This is a genomic window from Streptomyces sp. NPDC023541 (genome assembly GCF_055559995.1).
On sequence record NZ_JBVHJO010000006.1, the window covers coordinates 211297 to 234272 of the forward strand.

The following is a 22976-nucleotide window of genomic DNA, read 5'->3' on the forward strand; positions in this document are numbered from 1 at the left end:
CGCCCCGATGCGGCTGGGCGCCGTGATCATCACCATGGGCAACCGGCCCGACGAGCTCAAGGCGCTCCTCGACTCGGTGGCCCGCCAGGACGGCGACCCGATCGAGGTCGTCGTCGTGGGCCAGGGCGTGAAGGTCGCCGAGGTGGTGGACCTGCCTTCGGGCGTCCGCTGCGTCGACCTGCCCGAGAACCTCGGCATCCCGGGCGGCCGCAACGTCGGCATCGAGGCCTTCGGCCCCGGCGGCCGCGACGTGGACGTGCTGCTCTTCCTGGACGACGACGGGCTGCTGGAGCGCACCGACACCGCCGAGCTGTGCCGCCAGGCCTTCGCCGAGGACCCCGCGCTCGGGATCATCAGCTTCCGGATCGCCGACCCGGAGACCGGGCGGACGCAGCGCCGCCACGTGCCGCGGCTGCGGGCCTCGGACCCGATGCGGTCCTCTCGCGTGACCACCTTCCTGGGCGGCGCCAACGCCGTCCGCACGACGGTGTTCGAGCAGGTCGGAGCCCTGCCGGGTGAGTTCTTCTACGCTCACGAGGAGACCGATCTGGCCTGGCGCGCACTCGACGCGGGGTGGCTGATCGACTACCGGGCGGACATGGTGCTGCTCCACCCGACCACTGCCCCCTCCCGGCACGCGGTCTACCACCGTATGGTTGCCCGTAACCGGGTGTGGCTCGCCCGCCGCAACCTGCCCGCCCCGCTGGTCCCGGTCTACCTGGGCGTCTGGCTCCTGCTGACGCTCGTACGGAAGCCCTCGGGACCCGCGCTCAAAGCCTGGTTCGGCGGATTCCGAGAGGGATGGACCACTCCCTGCGGACCCCGCCGCCCGATGAGATGGCGTACGGTCTGGCGGTTGACCCGTCTGGGCAGACCTCCCGTCATCTGACAAGCCCGCGTCTGGGAACATGGCGCGATCACGGGCCTCGAGCCACCAGCCTGATGCCCACCTGGCCGCATCTTGAAGACGAAAGTTTCAACTTGTGAGTGACACAACCCACGACGGCGCCCTCGCCACGAGCAGGCCGCCGTCCGCAGACGCGGGGCTCAGCGCCGCCGAGCTCGCCAGGAAGTACGGCCTCTCGGTCAGCGGTGCCCGGCCGGGTCTGAGCGAGTACGTGCGGCAGCTCTGGGGCAGGCGCCACTTCATCCTGGCCTTCTCCCGGGCCAAGCTGGTCGCGCAGTACAGCCAGGCGAAGCTCGGCCAGGTCTGGCAGGTGGCGACCCCGCTGCTGAACGCGCTGGTCTACTGGCTGATCTTCGGCCTGATCCTCGGCGCGGGCCGGGAGATGCCGAAGGACGTCTACGTCCCGTTCCTCGTGATGGGCATCTTCGTCTTCACCTTCACGCAGAGCTCGGTGATGGCGGGCGTCCGGGCGATCTCGGGCAACCTCGGGCTGGTGCGCGCGCTGCACTTCCCGCGCGCCTCCCTGCCGGTGTCGTTCTCGCTGCAGCAGCTCCAGCAGCTGATGTACTCGATGATCGTCGTCTTCGTGATCGCCGTCTCCTTCGGGAACTACCCGCAGCTCTCCTGGCTGCTGGTCATCCCGACGCTGGCGCTGCAGTTCGTCTTCAACACCGGCCTCGCCATGATCTTCGCGCGGATGGGCTCGAAGACCCCCGACCTGGCGCAGCTGATGCCGTTCGTGATGCGTACGTGGATGTACGCCTCCGGCGTCATGTTCCCGATCGGGATCTACCTCAAGGACCACCCGCAGTGGATCAGCGACGTCCTGCTGTGGAACCCGGTCGCGATCTACATGGACCTCATCCGGTTCGCGCTGATCGACGACTACGGTTCGAGCAACCTGCCCCCGCACGTGTGGCTCTTCGCCGTGGGCTGGGCCGTGGTGATCGGCCTCGGCGGCTTCGTGTACTTCTGGAAGTCTGAGGAGCGTTACGGCCGTGGCTGACAACACCCAGGGGCGCGTCCCCACCGTGATCGCGGACGGCGTCCACATCGTCTACCGCGTCAACACCGGCAGCAGCGGCAGGGGCGCGGCCACCGCGGCGCTCAGCAAGATAGTGCGCCGGAAGAAGGGCGACGCGCCGGGCGTCCGCCGGGTCCACGCCGTGCGCGGCGTCTCCTTCACCGCCTACCGCGGCGAGGCCATCGGCCTCATCGGCTCCAACGGCTCCGGCAAGTCCACCCTGCTGCGCGCCATCGCCGGCCTGCTGCCCTGCGAGGAGGGCAAGGTCTACACCGACGGCCAGCCCTCGCTGCTGGGCGTGAACGCCGCGCTGATGAACGACCTCACCGGTGAGCGCAACATCGTCCTCGGCGGTCTCGCCATGGGAATGAGCCGCGAGCAGATCAGGCAGCGTTACCAGAGCATCGTCGACTTCTCTGGCATCAACGAGAAGGGCGATTTCGTCTCCCTGCCGATGCGCACCTACTCCTCCGGCATGGCGGCGCGACTGCGGTTCTCCATCGCGGCGGCCAAGGACCACGACGTGCTGATGATCGACGAGGCACTGGCCACCGGTGACCGCTCCTTCCAGGTGCGTTCGGAGAACCGCATCAAGGAACTCCGGGAGAAGGCCGGCACGGTCTTCCTGGTCAGCCACAACAACAAGTCGATCAGGGACACCTGCGACCGGGTGCTGTGGCTGGAGAAGGGCGAGCTCCTGATGGACGGACCCACGGAGGAAGTCGTCTCTGCCTATGAGAAGGCCACCAACGGCTGACCTCCGGGTCGCGAGGCGCCCCGCGAGCGCCTCTCCGCTTCACCGAAGGCCCCCGCCGCGCAGCGCGGCGGGGGCCTTTAAGCGTGCTCTCGCATTACGTCGCATGCGCGTTCTCGTATTGCGCGACGACATTCGGTGGCGCAGCGAATACCCGAGCGGCCTCCGCGACGTTCTACAGCGTAAGCTGATGCGGTCCTGAATCGCGGCAAGAGGGGACGATTCCCCGCAGGTGAACGGCCCTGGGGCGGCCCCGGTAAAACCCCGGCGGCGTGTCCGAAATGGGATGTATTGGGTCGGCAGTGTAGAACGGGAGATGTGACGGCAATGGCTACGGGAATTCTCCGGCCCCCAGGGACGGCGGCCGTCCCCGCCCCGGGCGGCGGGCGGTGAACCCGGGGCACGGCACCCGACCCCTGTCCGACACGGTCCACGTGAGCGCCACCCTCGACAAGGCGACGGCGGAGAACTTCCCCGTCGCCCCCGCCTTCCTGCCCCGCGCCTGGCGCGACGGGCTGATGGCCGTCTACGGCTACGCCCGCCTCGTCGACGACATCGGCGACGGCGACCTCGCCCCCGGCGGACGCGACGCCGTGCTCCTCGGCCTCGACCCGGCCGCGGTGGACGACCGGCTCGCCCTGCTCGACGCCTTCGAGACCGACCTGCTGCGCGTGTTCGGTTCCGCGGACGGCCCCCCGCGCCACCCCCTGCTGCTCGCCCTGCAGCCCGTGGTGCGCGCCCACGGCCTGACCCCCGAGCCCTTCCTCGCACTGATCGAGGCCAACCGCCAGGACCAGCGGGTCACGCGCTACGAGACCTACGGCGACCTCGTCGCGTACTGCGAGCTGTCCGCCAACCCGGTCGGCCGCCTCGTGCTGTCCCTCACCGGCACCGGCACGCCCGAACGCATCCGCCTCTCCGACGCCGTCTGCACCGCCCTCCAGATCGTCGAGCACGTCCAGGACGTGGCAGAGGACCTGGGCCGCGACCGGATCTACCTCCCCACCGAGGACATGCGGCGCTTCCACGTGTCGGAGGCCGATCTGGCGGCTCCGTCCGCCGGCGCCTCCGTACGCGCCCTGGTCGCGTTCGAAGCCGAGCGCGCCACCGCGCTGCTGGACGAGGGGCTCCCGCTCGTGGGCAGCGTGCACGGCAGGCTCCGACTGCTGCTCGCGGGCTTCGTGGGAGGGGGGCGCGCTGCCCTGCGGGCCGTCACCGCCGCCGGCTTCGACGTACTCCCCGGCCCGCCCAAACCGACCAAGAGCGGCCTGCTCCGCGAGGTTGCCGCCGTCCTGCGCACAGCGCCGAGAAAGAGGTGAGCCCGACCGTGGAGGGCCCCACACACGCGTCCGCACAGACTGTGATGTCCGCACCGGTCTCGGCGGCCTACAGCTACTGCGAAGCCGTCACCGGTTCACAGGCGCGCAATTTCGCGTACGGAATCCGGCTGCTGCCCACCGACAAGCGCCAGGCGATGTCCGCGCTCTACGCCTTCTCGCGGCGGGTCGACGACATCGGCGACGGCACGCTGCCCGCCGAGGCGAAGTTCGCCCGCCTGGAGGAGACCCGATCCGTTCTGGGGCGGATCCGGGCCGGGGAGGTCGACGAGGACGACACCGACCCGGTCGCGGTCGCGCTGGCGCACGCCGCCCGCCGCTTCCCGATCCCGCTCGGCGGCCTCGACGAGCTCATCGACGGCGTGCTGATGGACGTCCGCGGCGAGAGCTACGAGACCTGGGACGGCCTCAAGACCTACTGCCGCTGCGTGGCCGGAGCCATCGGACGGCTCTCCCTGGGCGTCTTCGGCACGGTGAACGCACCGGGCCCGGGCAGGCCCGACGCCGAGCGCGCCGCCGAGTACGCCGACACCCTCGGCCTCGCCCTGCAGCTCACCAACATCCTCCGCGACGTCCGCGAGGACGCCGCCAACGGACGCACGTACCTGCCCGCCGAGGACCTCGCCAAGTTCGGCTGCTCGGAAGGCTTCCGGGCGGGCCGGCTCCCCGCCGGAGCCGACTTCGCCGGCCTGGTCCACCACGAGGTGCGGCGCGCCCGCTCACTGTTCGCCGAGGGCTACCGGCTGCTGCCGATGCTCGACCGGCGCAGCGGCGCCTGCGTGGCCGCCATGGCCGGCATCTACCGGCGCCTCCTCGACCGCATCGAGCGCGAGCCGGAGGCGGTCCTGCGCGGCCGTGTCTCGCTGCCGCCGCACGAGAAGGCGTACGTCGCCGTGCGCGGCCTGTCCGGCCTCGACGCCCGCACCGTCTCCCGCCAGGCCGTCCGGAGGCGGATGTGACGCTTCCGACGAAGGCGGCCCCGCCGCGCGCCGCCACCGCCCGACGGCACTCCACGGCCCTGCCGACCCCGTTCCCGGCCGGCCCGGCCGCCGCCGCGGCCCGGGCAACCGCCCGGGCGGCAGCCGTGTTCCGTCCCGCCGGCGCCGTCCGGGACCTCCCGGCCGGCCCGGAGGGCGCACGTACGCGTGCGGGCACCGCCCCGCACGTCACGGGTGGGACCACCGGCCCGTCCGGCGCGCCGGGGACGCCCCCGAGCACCCACCCGGCGTGCGCCGGCGGCGCCCGGCGTACGGGCGCGGCGTGCCGTCCCGGCCGCGCGCCGGCCGGGGCAACCACGCCGGCGGCGGACGCGTCCCTTCCTGCGGACCGGGGCCTGCCCACCGGACCGGGCGACCGCACCACGGGGGAGGGCGCGTGACCGGCACCGACCAGCACGCCGTCGTCGTGGGCGGCGGACTCGCAGGGGTCACGACCGCCCTCGAACTCGCCGACGCCGGGCTGCGCGTCACCCTGCTCGAAGGCCGCCCCCGGCTCGGCGGGCTCGCCTTCTCCTTCAAGCGCGGCGACCTCAACGTCGACAACGGCCAGCACGTCTACCTGCGGTGCTGCACGGCCTACCGGTGGTTCCTCGACCGCGTCGACGGCGCCGCCCTCGCCCCGCTCCAGGACCGGCTCGACGTACCCGTCCTCGACGTCGCCCGGCCCGGCGGGCCGCGCCTGGGACGGCTGCGCCGCGGCGGTCTGCCCGTGCCCCTGCACCTCGCCGGAGCACTGGCCCGCTACCCGCACCTGTCCCTCGCCGAACGCGCGAGCGTGGGCCGCGCCGCCCTGGCGCTGCGCCGCCTCGACCCGGCGGACCCGGCGCTGGACGGACTGGACTTCGCCACCTGGCTCGGCCGCTACGGCCAGTCCCCCCGCACCATCGAGGCCCTGTGGGACCTCGTCGGCATCGCCACCCTCAACGCCACCGCCGCGCACTCCTCGCTGGGCCTGGCCGCCATGGTCTTCAAGACCGGCCTGCTCTCCGAGAAGGGCGCCGCCGACATCGGCTGGGCCCGCGTCCCGCTCGGCGACCTGCACGACACCCTCGCCCGCAAACAGCTCGACGCGGCCGGGGTGCGGACCGAGCTGCGCACCCGCGTCACCGCCCTGTCCCGCACCGCCGAGGGCGCCTGGCGCGTCGACACCGAGGAGGAGTCCCTGGAAGCGGGCACCGTCGTCCTCGCCGTACCGCAGCGCGAGGCGCACGGGCTGTTGCCCGCCGGCGCCCTCGCCGACCCCGACAAGCTCCTCGACATCGGCACCGCGCCGATCCTGAACGTCCACGTCGTCTACGACCGCAAGGTGCTCAAGCAGCCCTTCTTCGCCGCACTCGGCTCCCCGGTGCAGTGGGTCTTCGACCGCACCGACTCCTCCGGACTCCCCGACGGCGGCCAGTACCTGGCGCTGTCCCAGTCCGCCGCCCAGGACGACATCGACGAGCCCGTCTCGGTGCTGCGCGCCAAGTACCTGCCCGAGCTGGAACGGCTGCTGCCCGCCGCGCGGGGGGCCAAGGTACGGGACTTCTTCGTCACGCGGGAGCGGACGGCGACCTTCGCACCCACGCCCGGCGTCGGCCGGCTGCGCCCCGGGACGCGGACCGACACGCCGGGGCTCTACCTGGCCGGTGCGTGGACTGCCACGGGTTGGCCCGCGACCATGGAGGGCGCCGTCCGGAGCGGGCTGAGCGCGGCGCAGGCCGCACTCGCCGCGCTCGGCCGCCACCGCGAACACCCTTTGCAGGAGGCGGCATGAGGACCACCACCACCGGCACGGCCGGCACCACGAGCACCACGAGCACAGCACGTACAGGAACAAGAGGAGAGCCAGTGAACCCGGGGAATCCGGCTGTCGAGAACACGGATGCCAGTGTGGGCGCAGCCGGAAGGGGCGTGGAGAAGGCGGACACCGTCGCACTCCTCGAACGCGGCCGTACGATGTCGACCCCCGCACTCCGCGACGCAGTGGACCGGCTCGCCGCGCCCATGGACACCGTCGCCGCCTACCACTTCGGCTGGATCGACGCCCAGGGCCACCCGGCCGACGGCGACGGCGGCAAGGCCGTGCGCCCCGCCCTCGCCCTGCTCTCCGCGGAGGCCGCGGGCGCCGCACCCGAGGTCGGCATCCCCGGTGCCGTCGCGGTCGAGCTCGTGCACAACTTCTCGCTGCTCCACGACGACCTGATGGACGGCGACGAGCAGCGCCGCCACCGCGACACCGTGTGGAAGGTGCACGGACCGGCGCAGGCGATCCTGGTCGGCGACGCCCTCTTCGCCCTCGCCAACGAGGTCCTGCTGGAGCTCGGCACCGTCGAGGCGGGCCGCGCGACCCGCCGGCTGACCACCGCCAGCCGCAAGCTCATCGACGGCCAGGCCCAGGACATCTCCTACGAGCACCGCGAGCGCGTCAGCGTCGAGGAGTGCCTGGAGATGGAGGGCAACAAGACCGGCGCCCTGCTCGCCTGCGCGGTCTCCATCGGTGCCGTGCTCGGCGGCGCGGACGACCGTACGGCCGACAAGCTGGAGGAGTACGGCTACCACCTCGGCCTCGCCTTCCAGGCCGTCGACGACCTCCTCGGCATCTGGGGCGACCCGGAGTCCACCGGCAAGCAGACCTGGAGCGACCTGCGCCAGCGCAAGAAGTCCCTGCCGGTCGTCGCCGCCCTCGCCGCAGGCGGGCCGGCCTCCGAGCAGCTCGCCGAGCTGCTCGCCGCCGACGCCAAGAGCAGCGACTTCGAGAACTTCTCGGAGGAGGAGTTCGCGGCCCGGGCGGCGCTCATCGAGGAGGCCGGCGGCCGTCAGTGGACCGCGGACGAGGCGCGCCGCCAGCACGCCGTCGCCATCCGCGCCCTGGACGACGTCGACATGCCGCAGCGGGTGCGCGAACAGCTCGTGGACCTCGCCGACTTCGTCGTCGTACGCAAGAGGTGACCGCCACCCGACAGCGGATATGAATCGCGAGTCGCCGGCCGGCGCCCCCACCTGATCGTGGCGGCTCCGGCCGACGGCGGACCCCAGCACAGCACAGGACACTGTTCTAAGGGGAAGCCATGACAGCGACGACCGACGGCAGCGCGGAGAGCGCCGGCGCCGGCAGCGAATCCACGCCGGGCGCCCCGCCGCCCGGCCCCGCCGGGGCGGCCGCCCCGCGGACCGAGTACGGGCTCCCGGGCCCGCCCGACCCGGCCGTCCAGGCCGGCCCCCGGCACGGCGCCGTGCCCTCCGTGCCGGTCGCGCTGAGCGAGCGGATCGCCGCCCCGCCCGACCCGGGCCGGCGAACCGGCCCGCCGGCCGCCTACCGGCCGCCGGGGAAGCCCGGTCCCGGCCGGACGGCGACGGCGGCGGACCTGCCCCGGCCGCCCGACGGCTGCCCCCGCGAGGTGTACGAGGCCACCGCGCGCGCCACCCTGCACCTCCTGGACCGCCAGGACCCCGCGGGCTGGTGGAAGGGCGACCTGGAGACCAACGTCACCATGGACGCCGAGGACCTCCTGCTGCGGCAGTTCCTCGGCATCCGGGACGAGGCCACCACCTACGCCGCCGCCCTGTTCATCCGCGGCGAGCAGCGCGAGGACGGCACCTGGGCCACCTTCCACGGCGGACCGCCCGAACTCTCCGCCACCATCGAGGCCTACGTCGCGCTGCGCCTCGCCGGGGACCGGCCCGACGCCCCGCACATGAGCCGCGCCTCCGCCTGGATCCGGGCCAACGGCGGTATCGCCGCCGCCCGCGTCTTCACCCGGATCTGGCTCGCGCTCTTCGGCTGGTGGAGCTGGGACCACCTGCCCGAACTCCCGCCCGAGCTGGTGTTCCTGCCGCCCTGGGTCCCCCTGAACATCTACGACTTCGGCTGCTGGGCCCGCCAGACGATCGTCCCGCTCACCGTCGTCTCCGCGCTGCGCCCGGTCCGCCCGGCCCCCTTCGCCCTCGACGAGCTCCACACCGACGCGCGGACCCCGTACCCCGCCACCCGCATGGCACCGCTGACCAGTTGGGACGGCGCCTTCCAGCGGATGGACAGGGCCCTGCACGTCTACCGGCGGTTCGCGCCGCGCCGGCTGCGCAAGGCGGCCATGGACACCGCCGCCCGCTGGATCGTCGAACGCCAGGAGAACGACGGCTGCTGGGGCGGGATCCAGCCGCCCGCCGTGTACTCCGTCATCGCGCTGCACCTGCTCGGCTACGACCTCGGGCACCCGGTGATGCGCGCTGGACTGGAATCCCTGGACCGCTTCGCGGTGCGGCGCGAGGACGGCGCCCGGATGATCGAAGCATGCCAGTCCCCGGTGTGGGACACCTGCCTCGCCGCGATCGCACTGGCCGACGCGGGCGTGCGCCCCGACCATCCGGCGCTGGTCAAGGCCGCCGACTGGATGCTCGGCGAGGAGATCACCCGCACCGGCGACTGGGCGGTGCGCCGGCCCGGCCTCGCCCCGGGCGGCTGGGCGTTCGAGTTCCACAACGACACCTACCCCGACATCGACGACACCGCCGAGGTCGTCCTCGCCCTGCGCCGCATCAGGCACCCGGACCCGGTCCGGCTCGACGCGGCCATCGCCCGCGGAGTGTCCTGGAACCTCGGCATGCAGTCGAAGGACGGCGCGTGGGGCGCCTTCGACGCCGACAACACCAGCCCCTTCCCGAACCGTCTGCCCTTCTGCGACTTCGGCGAGGTCATCGACCCGCCGTCGGCCGACGTCACCGCCCACGTGGTGGAGATGCTCGCGTTCGAGGGCCGGGCGGGCGACGCCCGGACCCGGCGCGGCATCGCCTGGCTGCTCGACGCGCAGGAGCCGGACGGCAGCTGGTTCGGCCGGTGGGGCACCAACTACGTCTACGGCACCGGGGCGGTGGTGCCCGCCCTCACCGCGGCCGGCATCGCCCCGAGGCATCCCGCGGTCCGCCGCGCCGTGCGCTGGCTGGAATCCGTACAGAACGAGGACGGCGGCTGGGGGGAGGACCAGCGCTCCTACAAGGACCGGTCGTGGGCCGGGAAGGGCGCCTCCACCCCCTCACAGACCGCCTGGGCGCTCATGGCCCTGCTGGCGGCCGGCGAGCGGGACGGCAAGGCCGTCGAACGGGGCATCGCGCACCTGGTCGGCACCCAGCGGGAGGACGGCTCCTGGGACGAGCCGTACTTCACCGGCACCGGCTTCCCCTGGGACTTCTCCATCAACTACCACCTCTACCGGCAGGTGTTCCCGCTGACGGCGCTCGGCCGCTACCTGTACGGGGAACCGTCCGCCCCGGCAGGCTCGGCCCCCGGGCGGCCCTGATGCCCGCCGCCGGAGGGGACCGCGCCGGGCAGGCCGGCCCGCTGCTGGTCGCGTGCGCACTGCGCATCGAGCAGGTGGCGCTGGGCAGCACCGGGCGCGGCCTTTTACGCGCGACCGGCGGGGCTCCGGCCGGGGCGTACACCCTGCTGCGCACCGGGATGGGCCCGCGCGCGGCCGAACGCGCCGTCCGCCGGACCCTGGACCGGCCCGGCATGGACCGGGCCGCCGTCCTCGCCACCGGGTTCTGCGCCGGTCTCGTCCCCGGGATGAGCCCCGGCGACCTCGTCGTCGCGGAGGAGACCCGCGACCCGCGGGGGACCGTCCCCTGCGCCGGGACCGCGCTGCTCGCCGAGGCGCTCGCCCGGGCCGCCCCCGGCCGGACCGTGCACACCGGCCCGCTGACCGGCTCCGACCACGTCGTCCGCGGCCAGGAGCGCGCACAGCTGCGCGCCACGGGCGCCGTGGCGGTCGACATGGAGTCCGCGGCGACCCTCTGGGCCGCCGTCCGGGGTGCCGACCGCCCTGTTGCGGCCGTCCGGGTGATCGTGGACGCTCCGGAGCATGAGCTCGTCCGAATCGGCACGGTGCGCGGGGGAATATCGGCCTTCCGTGTCCTGCGTGCCGTACTGCCCGCGTTTTACGAATGGCACCGTTCTTCGCTGCTCCCCAGGAGGTGAGCCAGATGGCCATGCCGCTGCGCCAGACCATCAGGGTCGGGACCTATCTGCTCGAACAGAAGCTTCGCAAGCGTGAGAAGTTCCCGCTGATCGTCGAGCTGGAGCCCCTCTACGCGTGCAACCTGGCCTGTGAGGGGTGCGGGAAGATCCAGCATCCGGCCGGAGTGCTCAAGCAGCGCATGCCGGTGGCCCAGGCGGTCGGCGCCGTGCTGGAATCCGGTGCGCCCATGGTGTCCATCGCGGGCGGAGAGCCCTTGATGCACCCGCAGATCCACGAGATCGTGCGGCAATTGGTGGCGCGGCGGAAGTACGTGTTCCTCTGCACCAACGCCATGCTGCTGCGCAAGAAGATCGAGAAGTTCACCCCTTCCCCGTACTTCGCGTTCGCGGTGCACATCGACGGCCTGCGCGAGCGCCACGACGAATCGGTGGCGAAGGAGGGCGTCTTCGACGAGGCGGTCGAAGCCATCAAGGAGGCGAAGAAGCGCGGATTCCGGGTGACCACGAACTCCACCTTCTTCAACACCGACACCCCGCAGACGATCATCGAGGTGCTCAACTTCCTCAATGACGACCTCCAGGTCGACGAAATGATGATCTCGCCCGCCTACGCCTACGAAAAGGCGCCGGACCAGGAGCACTTCCTGGGCGTCGACCAGACCCGCGAACTCTTCAGGAAGGCCTTCGCGGGCGGCAACCGGCGGCGCTGGCGGCTCAACCACTCCCCGCTCTTCCTGGACTTCCTTGAAGGAAAGGTCGATTTCCCCTGCACGGCCTGGGCCATTCCGAACTACTCCCTCTTCGGCTGGCAGCGCCCCTGCTACCTGATGAGCGACGGCTACGTGCCCACGTACCGGGAACTCGTCGAGGAGACCGACTGGAACAAGTACGGCCGCGGTAAGGACCCGCGCTGCGCGAACTGCATGGCGCACTGCGGCTACGAGCCCACCGCCGTCCTCGCCACCATGGGCTCCCTCAAGGAATCCCTGCGGGCCGCCCGGGAGACGCTCGGAGGCAACCGGGACAGGTCGGCATGAGCCCGGCGGAAGAGGGGCGGGGCGCCGGTTTCGACCTCGGCGCCCTGCTGGCCGCGCGCGGGGCGGAGCGGTACGAGCTGCACGCCCGCCACCTCAACCACCAACTGCCCCGGATGCTGCACACCATCGGCTTCGACAAGGTCTACGAGCGGGCCGAGGGCGCCCACTTCTGGGACGCGGACGGCAACGACTACCTCGACATGCTGGCCGGTTTCGGGGTGATGGGCCTGGGCCGCCACCACCCCGTCGTCCGCCGGGCCCTGCACGACGTCCTGGACGCCCAGCTCGCCGACCTCACCCGCTTCGACTGCCAGCCGCTGCCCGGGCTGCTGGCCGAGAAGCTCCTCTCGTACAGCCCGCACCTGGACCGGGTCTTCTTCGGCAACAGCGGTACCGAAGCGGTCGAAACCGCCCTGAAGTTCGCCCGGTACGCCACCGGGCGGCCCAGGATCCTCTACTGCGACCACGCCTTCCACGGGCTGACGACCGGCTCGCTCTCGGTCAACGGCGAGGGCGGGTTCCGGGACGGCTTCGCACCGCTGCTGCCCGACACCAAGGTCGCGCTGGGCGACCTGGCCGCCCTGGAGCGGGAGCTGAGGCGCGGCGACGTCGCCGCCTTCGTCGTCGAGCCGATCCAGGGCAAGGGGGTCCTCGCCGCCCCGCCCGGCTTCCTGCTCGCCGCGCAGGAGCTGCTGCACCGGCGGGGGGCGCTGCTGATCGCGGACGAGGTGCAGACCGGACTGGGACGCACCGGGGACTTCTACGCGTACCAGCACGAGCCGGGTGTGGAGCCCGACCTGGTGTGCGTGGCCAAGGCGCTGTCCGGCGGCTACGTGCCGGTCGGCGCGACCCTGGGCAAGGACTGGATCTTCAAAAAGGTCTACTCGTCCATGGACCGGGTGCTCGTGCACTCCGCGAGCTTCGGTTCCAACGCGCAGGCGATGGCGGCCGGGCTGGCGGTGCTGGCCGTGATGGAGGACGAGCACCTCGTGGACCGCGCCCGGACGACGGGCGAGCTGCTGCGCGGACGGCTCGCCGCCCTGGTGGACGAGTACGAGCTGCTGCACGAGGTGCGGGGGCGCGGGCTGATGATCGGCATCGAGTTCGGCCGGCCGTCCTCGCTCGGCCTGCGCAGCCGCTGGACGATGCTCCAGGCGGCCCGCAAGGGCCTCTTCGCGCAGATGGTCGTGGTGCCCCTGCTCCAGAAGCACCGGATCCTCACGCAGGTCTCCGGGGACCATCTGGAAGTGATCAAACTGATTCCGCCGCTGGTCCTGGCCGAGCAGGACGTCGACCGGTTCGTCGGCGCCTTCCGCGAGGTCATGGACGAGGCGCACGGCGGGTCCGGTCTGATGTGGGACTTCGGCAGGACGCTGGTGAAGCAGGCCGTCGCGGCGCGCTGACGGCCTGCCTCCCCGGTACCGGTCGCCGGTCCCCCGGCCGGCTGATCAGACCAGCAACCGGTCCCGGAGCCGGTCGAGGGTCTCGGGCGTCAGTCCGAGGCCCTCCGCCAGGTAGCGGTCCACCCCGCCCCAGACCTCGTCGATGGTGTCGAAGGCGGCGATCAGGTATTCGGCGCGGGCGTCGAAGAGCGGCGCGAGCAGCTCCATCACCTCGGGCGAGCGGGCCTCGGCCGACGCGGAGCTGCGGCGCACCCGGTAGCGGCGGTGCGGGGCGTTGGACTCCAGGTAGTCCGCCACGATCGCCTCGCGCTCGACGCCGAGCGCGAGCAGGGTGACGGCGACGGAGAGGCCCGCCCGGTCCTTGCCGGCCGCGCAGTGCAGGAGGGCGGGGACGCTGTCCTCGGCGATGGCGCGGACGACGCGGCCGTGCTCGGTCGTGCGGTCGCGGATGATCCGGCGGTAGGAGAGCGACATCCGGGCCGCCGCCTTGCCGTCGCCCAGGATCGAGCGGAGCTGGTCGAGGTCGCCGTCGCGGACCAGTCGCCAGAACTCCCGGCCGTCCGCGGGGTCCGAGAGCGGGATGTTGACGTTCCGCACGCCGGGCAGTTCGACGTCCGGGCCCTCCAGGGCGTGGTCGGCGCCGTTGCGGAAGTCGAAGATGGTGTGGAGACCGAGCGAGGTGAGAAACTCTGCATCGGTTTCGGTGGCATGTGCCAGATGTCCGCTTCGGAAGAGTCGTCCCGTACCGACCGTTCGTCCATCAGAAGTCGGCAATCCGCCCACATCGCGGAAATTGCGCACCCCGGTCAGCTCCGGCTCCTGTATCTGCTGGGTCAAGGGAACTCCTCCGCCTCTCGCGTGTCCTCTGTCCGAATTGAGCTACTTGGCGCCAACTTGCCATAACCGGAGGCGAGATCGGGCGCGTCCCCGTGAGCCAGATCATACGGTGACCGTGAGTGCCTGATCGCCGAAGCCGAATGGCCCGGTGGGGGCGGCTGTTGGCGGAACGGAATGGACGGAGGGTGACCGGAATTCCGGCGGTCCCTCATGCCTGTGAATCCGTCAGGGAATTCGCGGCTTGTTCGGTGTGCCCGCAAGGGATTACCTTCGCGATCGATCCGGGTGGATCGCCGAATCCTGCCGCCGCCCGGAAACCGCAACCAAACCATTTCGCGCGGCAGGAGCGGGGGAACCAGGTAAGCCGCTGTTTCGGAGATCTTTTCTCCGGTACGGCTCGGGGTGAAGCCGTTCATGTCCCGTACATGTACGGCCGGACATCTCCAGTCCGAACCCGACAGCTCACCTCGTAGGCGCCGGAGAGGAATGCGCCATGCCTGCAAAGGGTAAGCACCGCCGTCCCAAGTCCCTTTCCATTTCCCGCGGATTCGCGGTCGCAGGCACCGGCGGCGCGGCCCTCGCCCTGCCGCTGATGGGTGCCGCCGGCGCCAACGCGGCCGGCGCTCCGGCGGCGGCCCCGGCCGTCGCACCCGCGGTGGCCCCGCAGGCCCCCGCCGCCCTCCAGGCCGCACCCGCCGCTCCCGCGGCCGCCGTGCAGGCCGCGCCGACCGTCTACACGGTCGTCCCGGGCGACTGCCTCTCCGAGATCGCCGCGGAGCGCAACCTCTCCGGCGGCTGGCAGCGGCTGTACGCCGAGAACCGCGAGGCGGTCGGCGCCAACCCGTCGCTGATCCACCCCGGCCTGAAGCTGACCCTCGGCGGCCGCGGCGAGGCCGCCGCCCCGGCCGACGCCGTCCCCGCCCCGCGCACCGCCCCCGAGGCCGCGCCGAAGGCGGCCCCGAAGGCGGCCCCGAAGGCGGCCCCGAAGGCGCCGAAGCCTGCCGGGCGACCCGCCGCCCCGCAGGCGCGGCAGGATTCTGCCCCCGAGGCGCCCGCCGCCCCCGCCGGGGCTCCCGCCGCGCAGCCCGCCGCCGGCGGATTCGTGGCCCCGGTCGGCGGTGGCATCTCCACCCAGTACAAGGTCGCGGGCGCCATGTGGTCCTCCGGCTACCACACCGGCGTCGACTTCATCGCCGCCATGGGCACCAGCGTCAAGGCCGTCGGCGCGGGAACCGTCGTCTCCGCCGGCTGGAGCGGCGCCTACGGCAACGAGGTCGTCATCCGCCACGCGGACGGCAAGTACTCCCAGTACGCCCACCTCTCCCAGCTCTCCGTCTCCTCCGGCCAGAGCGTCACCGCCGGCCAGAGCATCGGCCTCTCCGGCTCCACGGGCAACTCGACCGGCCCTCACCTGCACTTCGAGATCCGCACGAGCCCGTCCTACGGCTCGGACATGGACCCGATCGCCTACCTCCGCTCGAAGGGCGCCAGCCTCTGACGGCACCCGCCGACGGAGCACCGACACGCGTGGGGCCGGGACCCGAGGGGGGTCCCGGCCTCACGTGTACCCATTCCTTATGCCCGGCGTGGTAGAGATCACGGGCCGTCAACCCCTCATTACGTTGGCGTAGGTTGCGTGCGGGAGTGAAGGATGGGCTCTCGTGGCAGCGACGACGACGAAACTCAAGACCATCGGCTCGTACGCGGCGATCGGGGACAGCTTCACTGAGGGCGTGGGGGACCCGGGGCCTGGGGATTCCTTTCTCGGCTGGGCGGACCGGCTCGCCGTGCTCCTGGCCGATCAGCGCGACGAGCACGACTTCCGGTACGCGAACCTCGCGGTGCGCGGGAAGCTCCTCGACCAGATCGTGGCGGACCAGGTGCCGAGGGCCAAGGCCCTCGCCCCGGACCTGGTCACCTTCTGCGCGGGCGGCAACGACATCATCCGGCCCGGCAGCGACCCGGACGACGTGGCGGAGCGGTTCGAGGCGGCCGTGGCCGACCTCACCGGAGCCGTCGGCCGCGTCATGATCACCACGGGCTTCGACACCCGGGGGGTGCCCGTCCTCAAGCACCTCCGCGGCAAGGTCGCGACGTACAGCGCGCACGTGCGCGCCATCGCCGACCGCTACGACTGCCCGGTCCTCGACCTCTGGTCGCTGAAGTCCGTACAGGACCGGCGCGCCTGGGACGCGGACCGGCTCCACCTCTCGCCGGAGGGGCACACCCGTGTCGCACTGCGCGCCGCCCAGGTGCTCGGCCTGGAGGTGCCCGCCGACCCCGACCAGCCGTGGCCGCAGCTGCGCCCGCGCGGGTCGGTGGACGTGACCCGCGACAACATCCAGTGGGCCCGCGAGTACCTGGTGCCGTGGATCGGCCGCCGGCTGCGCGGCGAGTCCTCCGGCGATCACGTCGCGGCGAAGCGGCCGGACCTGCTGCCGCTGTAGCCACAGCACACGAGAGCACGGGGGCAAGGAACGGGGACAAGGACACGAGGGGCGGGAGCGGCGAGCGGAATCCTTCGGGGCCGGTGCGCGTTGGGATGGTCGTAGCCATGCGACCGCACCGACCCCATCCCTCCCAGGAGGCGCTTTGACCGGCTCCCGTCCCCTCCGTCCTCGGCTGCGCGCCCTGCGGCCCGAAGCCTTCGGCGCGGACCCGTCCGGCGCCCGGCTGGAGCGGATCCGCCGCTCGCCGAACTTCGCCGACGGCGTCTTCCAGAACCCGGTCGGGGCCCGGAGCAGGCCATCGGGGTCGATGGCGGAGTTCGCGAAGACCTACTTCCACCGCGAGCAGCGGATCCGGCGCAGCCCCGGGGCCCCGATCCCGGTGCACCCCACGACCCTCGCGGACCTGGCGAAGCCGGCGGTCAGCGGACTGCGCCTGACCTGGATGGGGCACTCCAGCGTGCTCGCGGAGATCGACGGGCACCGGGTGCTGTTCGACCCCGTGTGGGGCGATCGCTGCTCCCCCTTCCCCTTCGCCGGCCCCAAGCGGCTGCACCCGGTGCCTGTCGCGCTGGCCGCGCTGGGCGAGGTCGACGTCGTGGTCATCTCGCACGACCACTACGACCACCTCGACCTGCCGACGATCAAGGCACTGGCCGGTACGGACACGGTCTTCGCCGTCCCGCTCGGAGTCGGCGCGCACCTCGAGCGCTGGGGGGTGCCGGCCGACCGGCTGCGCGAGCTCGACTGGAACGAGACCACCAAGATCGACGGGCTGTCCCTCACGGCGACCCCCGCCCGGCACTTCTGCGGCCGCGGTCTGCGCAACCAGCAGCACACCCTGTGGGCCTCCTGGGTGGTCGCGGGCGACGAGCACCGGATCTACCACAGCGGGGACACCGGCTACTTCTCGGGCTTCGCGGAGATCGGCGCCGAGCACGGCCCCTTCGACGCCACGATGATCCAGATCGGGGCGTATTCGGAGTACTGGCCCGACATCCACATGACTCCCGAGGAGGGCATGCGCGCCCACCTCGACCTCCAGGGCGGCGCCGCGCACGGCACGATGCTGCCGATCCACTGGGGCACCTTCAACCTGGCGCCGCACCCGTGGGACGAGCCCGGCGAGGGCACCCTGACCGCCGCAGAGGGGGCCGGAGCGGCCGTGGCACTCCCCATCCCGGGCCAGCCGTTCGAACCCGGAACCGAGGGCGCGCCCGCCGAACCGTGGTGGCGCCCGTTCGTGGCCGGGGCGTCTGCGGGCGGACCCGTCGACGGGCCCGCGGCGCCGCCCGTGCACGAGGCCGGCGGGGCGGCGGCGACCGCGGCCCGTGTGGCGTCGTCGGCAGTCGGCGGGCAGGAGGAGCCGGAGTCCGTCGGGTCGTAGCCGGCGGCGGGTACCGGCCGCCCCACAGCACGGGGGCGGCCGACGCCGTTCGGGCGCCGGGAGGGGGCGGCCCGGGGCGTGGGCGGCGCGGGGCGTGGGCGGCGCCGGGCGGCCCCAGCGGCCTGACCGGCGCATTCGGGCTGCTGTGCGAGCGCTCCGTCGGGAGCGGGAAGCAGCCCCGTGAAGTTCGCCAACTGGCATTCCGGGGCGGGACGGTGAGGTCTAGCGTGGGTATTCGGTGATCAACACCGGGCCCCGGGAACGCTGGGGGCCGGGCCCCACGTACCGAGGACGCCGATGTCCGGACTCCGCGCCGCCCGCCACGCCCCGTCGAGACACGCCGTCACCGGTCCCGCCCGGCAGATAAGCCCCCAGCTGGTACGAGCCGCCCTCCTGCCCACGCTCGCCGCCGCCCTCAGCGGCGCCGCCGCGGTGATCTTCACCCTTCAGCTCGGCGGCGGGGCCGGCGACCGCGACGCCCGGCTCTGGCCGGTGCTCACCGGCTGCGCCCTGCTCGTGGTCGGAGCCCTGGCCGCCGCCCTGCTCGGCGCGCAGCGCGCGGCCAAGGCCGTACGGGACCGGTGCGAGGCCCTGCGCCGCTCCAGCGTGCGCGGCCGCCAGGAGCTGCGGACGGCCGCCGAACGGCTGGAGCGGGGCGAGGCCCCGCCGCGGCCGGTCCGGGGCGGGCCGATCGCGCCGCTCACCGGCGGCGACCCGGCCGGCGTGGACGAGTTCTGGCTCCTCTCCCAGGAGCTGCGCGGCGCCCGCGAACAGGCCCACACCGCCCTCGTACGGCTCGCCGGACCGGCCACCCCGTCCGACAGCGAGCGCAAGGTCGAGGTCTTCGTCAACCTCGCGCGCCGGCTGCACTCCCTCGTCCACCGCGAGATCTCGCTGCTGGACGACCTGGAGGACACGGTCGAGGACCCGGACCTGCTCAAGGAGCTCTTCCACGTCGACCACCTCGCCACCCGGATCCGCCGCCACGCCGAGAACCTCGCGGTGCTGGGCGGTGCGGCGTCCCGCCGCCAGTGGACCCGGCCCATCGACCTGAGCGAGGTGCTGCGCTCCTCGGTCGCGGAGGTCGAGCAGTACACCCGGGTCAAGGTCGTGCCGCCGGCGGGCGGCAGCGTACGCGGACACGCCGTGGCGGACGTCGTCCACCTGCTGGCCGAACTCGTCGAGAACGCCACGGTGTTCTCCCCTCCCGACACCGACGTGGTGCTGCGCGCCGAGCGGGTCACCGCCGGTATCGCGGTGGAGGTGGAGGACCGGGGGCTGGGCATGCCGCCCGAGGAACAGCACCGGATGAACGCCCTGTTCGGGGACCCCGACCAGGTCGGCGTCCGCAGCCTGCTCGCGGACGGGCGGATCGGCCTGTACGTCGTCTCGGCGCTGGCCCGCCGGCACGGGATCGCCGTCGAGCTCAAATCGAACATCTACGGCGGCGTCCTCGCGGTGCTGGTGCTGCCGCAGGAGCTGCTGGGCGCGGAGGCGGCCCAGGGCTCGCGGCTGACGCCGCCGCTGGAGCCGGCGCGGATGCCGATGCCGATGCCGCGTCGGGCGGGAGCCCCGCCCACGATCCCCGCCCCCCGCCCCGAGCCCCACGCGGGGCGGGCCGTGACGGGGGCGGACGCCTGGACCGTACCCGGCGGCTCGCCGCAGCCGGACTTCTGGCCCGCCCGGCCCACCGAGCCGCGGACGGCCCCCGCCCCGAGCCCCGATCCCGGGCCGCGGGCGGAGCCGCGCGCCGGGCACCCGACGGCCGGACGGCCCGTCCCCGCGCCGGGGACGTCGGGCGCCCCCGAGGCCGGTCCCGCCACGAGCGGGCCGCCGGCCGGCCCCGGTACCGGGCAGGATGCCCGTCCAGGAGCCGCGGCCGAGCCCAGGACCCGGCAGCAGCCCGAAACCCACCGGCAGGCCGGGCCGGGGCCCGCTTTCGAGGCCGGCCCGCAGGTGACTGCGCCTGCGGCCGGGCAGCCGGCCGGGCAGGGGCCGGCCGCCGAGGCGGCACCGTGGGCCGGACCGGGGGTCCTGCCCCGGACGGCGCCCGCGGCCGAGCCGTCGGCCACACCGGCGCCCGGCCGGCCGGGCGAGCCGGAGCCTGATCCTGCGGCGGCGTTGCGGGACGTGGTGGGCGGTGGGTCGCCGGGTGGGCCCGGGGCCGGGCCGGCTGCCGAGTTCGAGGCCGGGCCGCAGGCCGCGCCTGCGCCCGCAGGCGGATGGACGGCGGGACGGCGGACCGAATCGACCGCATCCGAGGCGGTGTGGGGCGCACTCGGCGGTGACCCGTCGGGGCAGTCCGGGACGGGGGCGGTGGCCGGGCCGGTGGCTTGGGCCGAACCGGCGCCCGGACGGCCGGGCGAGTCCGCGGCCGGGCAAGGGCTCGACCCCGCGGCGGACGCCTGGGGCCGGGACACGCGGCGGGGTGAGGGGGCGGGGGACGAGTGCGTCGGCGGCGAGAGGCCGGTGCTGCCGCGGCGTCGGGCCCAGCAGCACCTCGCGCCCCAGCTGCGCGAAGCGCCCGCACCGCGGCCTCCCGCCGACCCCGAGCAACCCGTACACGACCCCGGCCTCATGGCCGCCTTCCGGCGGGGCTTCGGCCTCGCACAGTCGGAGGACCAGGTATGACGAAGGAGCGCATCACCATGGGCGGCGAAGTGGCGACGAAGACCGGCGGCCGGCTCTCGGATCTCGACTGGCTGCTCAGCGGCCTGGTCCAACGCGTGCCGTACACCCGCAGCGCCGTACTGCTCACCGCCGACGGGCTCATGAGCTGCGTACACGGCCTGGACCCCGACAGCGCCGACCACCTCGCGGCCCTTGCCTCCGGGCTCTACTCCCTCGGCCGCAGCGCCGGCGCCCGCTTCGGCGACGGCGCCGAGGTACGGCAGGTCGTCGTCGAGCTCGACACCGCGCTCGTCTTCGTTTCGGCCGCCGGATCCGGGACCTGCCTCGCCGTCCTCGCCGACCGGGAGGCCGACGCCGGCGTGCTCGGCTACGAGATGGCGATGCTGGTCAAGAGCGTCCGGCCGTACCTCTCGGCCGCACCCCGGCGGCCCGCCGCGAACGTGGAGCGATGAGGGCCCGCGGCAGGGGGGCGCACGGGGAGTACGGGGCATACGGACAGGGGCGGGACACACCGTGGCTCGACGGCTCGGCGGGGCGGGTGATGCGCCCGTACACCGCCAGCGGCGGCCGGACCAGACCGGGCGTCGCGCTCGACCTGCTGTCGCGGATGACCGCGACCGGGGTGCGCCCGCGCGTCCCGCTCGGCGCCGAGCACACCCTCGCCCTGCGGTTGTGCGCCGGCGCCGCCGCGGTCACGGTCGCCGAGCTGGCGGGGCAGCTGCGGCTCCCCGCCGCGGTGGTGAAGGTGCTGCTGTCCGATCTCATGGAGTACGGGGCCGTCATGGCGCAGGCGCCCCGGTTCCCGGGTGGAGGGTCGTTCGCCGCCGACGACCAGTCCCTCCTGCTGGCGGTGCTCGATGGCCTGCGCCGACGACTGTGACGCCCCCGTCACCCTGAAGATCCTGGTCGCGGGGGGCTTCGGGCGGGCAAGACCACCTTCGGCGGCGCGGTGAGCGAGATCGAGCCGCTGAGCCCTGAGGAACTGCTCAGCGACCTCGGCGCCGGCGCCGACCGCTGCATTGTCCGCAGGCGCGCTCGGGGCCGTGGTGATCGCGGACCCGCCGCCTCGCGGACTGCTTCCCGGCCGTCGACTTCTTCGAGCGGCGCGGGATCGGCTTCATCGCCGCCGTGGACGAGTTCGGCGCATGCCACCGCTACACGCCCGACGAGGTCCGGGACGCGGTGGGCCTCGGGCCCGAGGTGCCCGTCGTACGGTGCGGCACGCGCCTGACCAGCTCCGCGACGGGTGACGCCGGCCGCCCTGGTCCGTCACCTGCCTGCTGCTCACGCCCGTGGGCCGGGAGGCGCCCGCGCGGGCCGTCCGGCTGCGCGAGCTGGGACTGGGGGAGCGGGCCGACACCGGGCTCGACGCCTTCGCGCGACGCGCGGCGGACGTCCTCGGCGCGCCCCACGCGGGGGTGAACTTCGTCGGCGAGGAGCGCCAGGTCTTCCGGCGCGGGATCGTACTGGGCACGGTGTGCGCGGTGGACGTTGTGCCGCGGCGGTGGGGCACGGAGGGACTCGCCACCGCGAAGGGGCTGGCGGCGGAGCTGGTGGCCCTGCTGCACGAGCGCGAGGACCGGCGCGCATGAGCACGCCTGTCGGTGGTGGGGGCTACGGTCGTCGGACGAGGATCCACCGGAGCAGGAGGCTGGAGAGGAGTCCCGGGGATGGCCACCACCGTGCAGGACGTCCGCCTGGTCGCACTGTCCCTCCCGGACAGCAGCGAAAAACCGGCATGGGGCATGCCGACCTTCCGGGTGGGCGGGAAGATCTTCGCCGCGCTCGCCGACGACGACACCTCGATCGGGGTGAAGTGTCCCAAGGAGGACAGGGCCGAGCTGATCGCGGCGGAACCGGAGAAGTTCTTCCTGCGCGCCGGCCACGATGACAACTACGCGTGGATCCGGGTCCGCCTCGCGGCGGTGCGGGACGAGGCCGAACTGCGCTCCATCCTGATCGACTCCTGGCTCCAGGCGGCCCCGAAACGCCTGGTTGCGGCCCACCCGGAGCTGGCCGGGGGCACCGGCTGACCTGACCGCGAACCGATGGCGGAAAGGCGCGCGCGACCACCCACGGAAATGCGGTATCGTTCTCATGCGCGTTCGGCCCGGGGAAACCCCAGGTCAGCGGGCATCGGGACGTGGCGCAGCTTGGTAGCGCACTTGACTGGGGGTCAAGGGGTCGCAGGTTCAAATCCTGTCGTCCCGACTCTGCTTTTTGCAGGTCGGAGGCCGTTCTCTCGTACATGGGAGGACGGC

21 protein-coding genes, 1 tRNA gene, 1 pseudogene and 1 riboswitch are annotated in these 22976 nt (G+C 73.3%); of the genes and pseudogenes, 22 read left to right on the forward strand and 1 reads right to left on the reverse strand.

The annotated features are described in order from the left end of the window. The first annotated feature begins 7 nt into the window (after window positions 1-7). The 12 genes from ACZ3X1_RS17340 (at window position 8) to ACZ3X1_RS17395 (ending at window position 13413) form a co-directional block, all read left to right on the forward strand. Window positions 8-889, forward strand: a complete 882-nt coding sequence (locus ACZ3X1_RS17340) for a glycosyltransferase family 2 protein (RefSeq protein ID WP_467280316.1) — start codon at window positions 8-10, stop codon at window positions 887-889. 94 nt (window positions 890-983) lie between these two features. Then, window positions 984-1913, forward strand: a complete 930-nt coding sequence (locus ACZ3X1_RS17345; protein ID WP_356811939.1) for an ABC transporter permease — start codon at window positions 984-986, stop codon at window positions 1911-1913. Further along, on the forward strand, window positions 1906-2688 hold the full coding sequence (locus ACZ3X1_RS17350; RefSeq protein ID WP_356811940.1) for an ABC transporter ATP-binding protein: 783 nt from the start codon (window positions 1906-1908) through the stop codon (window positions 2686-2688). The genes ACZ3X1_RS17345 and ACZ3X1_RS17350 overlap by 8 nt, the downstream gene beginning before the upstream one ends. A gap of 431 nt (window positions 2689-3119) precedes the next feature. After that, the gene (gene hpnC, locus ACZ3X1_RS17355; protein WP_467280153.1) at window positions 3120-4004 is read left to right on the forward strand and encodes a squalene synthase HpnC; all 885 of its coding nucleotides are present in this window, start codon (window positions 3120-3122) and stop codon (window positions 4002-4004) included. Continuing rightward, complete coding sequence (gene hpnD, locus ACZ3X1_RS17360; protein ID WP_390073890.1) at window positions 4001-4981, forward strand: presqualene diphosphate synthase HpnD; 981 nt, start codon at window positions 4001-4003, stop codon at window positions 4979-4981. The genes hpnC and hpnD overlap by 4 nt, the downstream gene beginning before the upstream one ends. Further along, complete coding sequence (locus ACZ3X1_RS17365) at window positions 4978-5400, forward strand: hypothetical protein (RefSeq protein WP_467280154.1); 423 nt, start codon at window positions 4978-4980, stop codon at window positions 5398-5400. The genes hpnD and ACZ3X1_RS17365 overlap by 4 nt, the downstream gene beginning before the upstream one ends. Next, window positions 5397-6776, forward strand: coding sequence for a hydroxysqualene dehydroxylase HpnE (hpnE, locus tag ACZ3X1_RS17370; RefSeq protein WP_362623246.1), 1380 nt, complete (start codon window positions 5397-5399; stop codon window positions 6774-6776). The genes ACZ3X1_RS17365 and hpnE overlap by 4 nt, the downstream gene beginning before the upstream one ends. Beyond that, the gene (locus ACZ3X1_RS17375; protein ID WP_390073892.1) at window positions 6773-7951 is read left to right on the forward strand and encodes a polyprenyl synthetase family protein; all 1179 of its coding nucleotides are present in this window, start codon (window positions 6773-6775) and stop codon (window positions 7949-7951) included. Before hpnE ends, ACZ3X1_RS17375 begins: the two co-directional genes overlap by 4 nt. 119 nt (window positions 7952-8070) lie before the next feature. Next, window positions 8071-10296 (forward strand): squalene--hopene cyclase, encoded by a 2226-nt coding sequence (shc, locus tag ACZ3X1_RS17380; protein ID WP_390073893.1) that lies wholly within the window; start codon window positions 8071-8073, stop codon window positions 10294-10296. After that, window positions 10296-10973 carry a phosphorylase family protein gene (locus tag ACZ3X1_RS17385; RefSeq protein ID WP_467280156.1) on the forward strand — a complete coding sequence of 226 codons (678 nt, stop codon included), beginning with the start codon at window positions 10296-10298 and terminating at the stop codon, window positions 10971-10973. The genes shc and ACZ3X1_RS17385 overlap by 1 nt, the downstream gene beginning before the upstream one ends. A 5-nt stretch (window positions 10974-10978) precedes the next feature. After that, complete coding sequence (hpnH, locus tag ACZ3X1_RS17390) at window positions 10979-12010, forward strand: adenosyl-hopene transferase HpnH (RefSeq protein WP_356815730.1); 1032 nt, start codon at window positions 10979-10981, stop codon at window positions 12008-12010. After that, window positions 12007-13413, forward strand: a complete 1407-nt coding sequence (locus tag ACZ3X1_RS17395) for an aspartate aminotransferase family protein (RefSeq protein WP_467280157.1) — start codon at window positions 12007-12009, stop codon at window positions 13411-13413. Before hpnH ends, ACZ3X1_RS17395 begins: the two co-directional genes overlap by 4 nt. A gap of 45 nt (window positions 13414-13458) precedes the next feature. On the opposite strand, the gene ACZ3X1_RS17400 is transcribed toward ACZ3X1_RS17395, so the two are convergent. Further along, window positions 13459-14250 carry a tyrosine-protein phosphatase gene (locus ACZ3X1_RS17400; protein ID WP_467280158.1) on the reverse strand — a complete coding sequence of 264 codons (792 nt, stop codon included), beginning with the start codon at window positions 14248-14250 and terminating at the stop codon, window positions 13459-13461. A gap of 308 nt (window positions 14251-14558) precedes the next feature. After that, window positions 14559-14741, forward strand: a riboswitch (cyclic di-AMP (ydaO/yuaA leader). A 2-nt stretch (window positions 14742-14743) separates the two neighbouring features. Between ACZ3X1_RS17400 and ACZ3X1_RS17405 the strand changes: the two genes are divergently transcribed. The 10 genes and pseudogenes from ACZ3X1_RS17405 (at window position 14744) to ACZ3X1_RS17450 (ending at window position 22926) form a co-directional block, all read left to right on the forward strand. Then, a complete protein-coding gene (locus ACZ3X1_RS17405; RefSeq protein WP_467280159.1) occupies window positions 14744-15748 on the forward strand; it encodes a M23 family metallopeptidase in 1005 nt (334 codons plus the stop codon). Between the two features lie 163 nt (window positions 15749-15911). Further along, the gene (locus ACZ3X1_RS17410; RefSeq protein WP_467280160.1) at window positions 15912-16697 is read left to right on the forward strand and encodes an SGNH/GDSL hydrolase family protein; all 786 of its coding nucleotides are present in this window, start codon (window positions 15912-15914) and stop codon (window positions 16695-16697) included. 145 nt (window positions 16698-16842) lie between these two features. Continuing rightward, entirely contained in the window at window positions 16843-18084 is a 1242-nt protein-coding gene (locus ACZ3X1_RS17415; protein ID WP_467280161.1) for an MBL fold metallo-hydrolase, read from the forward strand. 297 nt (window positions 18085-18381) lie between these two features. Further along, a complete protein-coding gene (locus tag ACZ3X1_RS17420) occupies window positions 18382-20715 on the forward strand; it encodes a sensor histidine kinase (protein WP_467280163.1) in 2334 nt (777 codons plus the stop codon). 17 nt (window positions 20716-20732) lie between these two features. Then, complete coding sequence (locus ACZ3X1_RS17425) at window positions 20733-21167, forward strand: roadblock/LC7 domain-containing protein (protein WP_467280317.1); 435 nt, start codon at window positions 20733-20735, stop codon at window positions 21165-21167. Then, on the forward strand, window positions 21164-21595 hold the full coding sequence (locus ACZ3X1_RS17430; protein ID WP_467280164.1) for a DUF742 domain-containing protein: 432 nt from the start codon (window positions 21164-21166) through the stop codon (window positions 21593-21595). The genes ACZ3X1_RS17425 and ACZ3X1_RS17430 overlap by 4 nt, the downstream gene beginning before the upstream one ends. Further along, window positions 21573-21963, forward strand: a pseudogene (locus ACZ3X1_RS17435) (ATP-binding protein); the annotation flags it as partial. The gene ACZ3X1_RS17430 and the pseudogene ACZ3X1_RS17435, both read left to right, overlap by 23 nt. A 44-nt stretch (window positions 21964-22007) precedes the next feature. Then, window positions 22008-22307, forward strand: coding sequence for a hypothetical protein (locus ACZ3X1_RS17440; RefSeq protein WP_467280165.1), 300 nt, complete (start codon window positions 22008-22010; stop codon window positions 22305-22307). 78 nt (window positions 22308-22385) lie between these two features. Beyond that, window positions 22386-22748 (forward strand): MmcQ/YjbR family DNA-binding protein, encoded by a 363-nt coding sequence (locus tag ACZ3X1_RS17445; protein WP_362623204.1) that lies wholly within the window; start codon window positions 22386-22388, stop codon window positions 22746-22748. Window positions 22749-22852: 104 nt separating this feature from the next. Further along, window positions 22853-22926: transfer RNA gene (locus ACZ3X1_RS17450), tRNA-Pro, on the forward strand. Window positions 22927-22976: the final 50 nt, after the last annotated feature.

What these genes read in the sequence shown, in the direction of transcription:
- ACZ3X1_RS17385 (WP_467280156.1), top strand. Translation starts at nt 10,296, where the DNA reads ATGCCCGCCGCCGGAGGGGACCGCGCCGGGCAGGCCGGCCCGCTGCTG.
- ACZ3X1_RS17445 (WP_362623204.1), top strand. Translation starts at nt 22,386, where the DNA reads ATGGCCACCACCGTGCAGGACGTCCGCCTGGTCGCACTGTCCCTCCCG.
- ACZ3X1_RS17375 (WP_390073892.1), top strand. Translation starts at nt 6,773, where the DNA reads ATGAGGACCACCACCACCGGCACGGCCGGCACCACGAGCACCACGAGC.
- ACZ3X1_RS17405 (WP_467280159.1), top strand. Translation starts at nt 14,744, where the DNA reads ATGCCTGCAAAGGGTAAGCACCGCCGTCCCAAGTCCCTTTCCATTTCC.
- shc (WP_390073893.1), top strand. Translation starts at nt 8,071, where the DNA reads ATGACAGCGACGACCGACGGCAGCGCGGAGAGCGCCGGCGCCGGCAGC.
- ACZ3X1_RS17395 (WP_467280157.1), top strand. Translation starts at nt 12,007, where the DNA reads ATGAGCCCGGCGGAAGAGGGGCGGGGCGCCGGTTTCGACCTCGGCGCC.
- ACZ3X1_RS17420 (WP_467280163.1), top strand. Translation starts at nt 18,382, where the DNA reads ATGTCCGGACTCCGCGCCGCCCGCCACGCCCCGTCGAGACACGCCGTC.
- ACZ3X1_RS17425 (WP_467280317.1), top strand. Translation starts at nt 20,733, where the DNA reads ATGGGCGGCGAAGTGGCGACGAAGACCGGCGGCCGGCTCTCGGATCTC.
- hpnH (WP_356815730.1), top strand. Translation starts at nt 10,979, where the DNA reads ATGGCCATGCCGCTGCGCCAGACCATCAGGGTCGGGACCTATCTGCTC.
- ACZ3X1_RS17430 (WP_467280164.1), top strand. Translation starts at nt 21,164, where the DNA reads ATGAGGGCCCGCGGCAGGGGGGCGCACGGGGAGTACGGGGCATACGGA.
- ACZ3X1_RS17340 (WP_467280316.1), top strand. Translation starts at nt 8, where the DNA reads ATGCGGCTGGGCGCCGTGATCATCACCATGGGCAACCGGCCCGACGAG.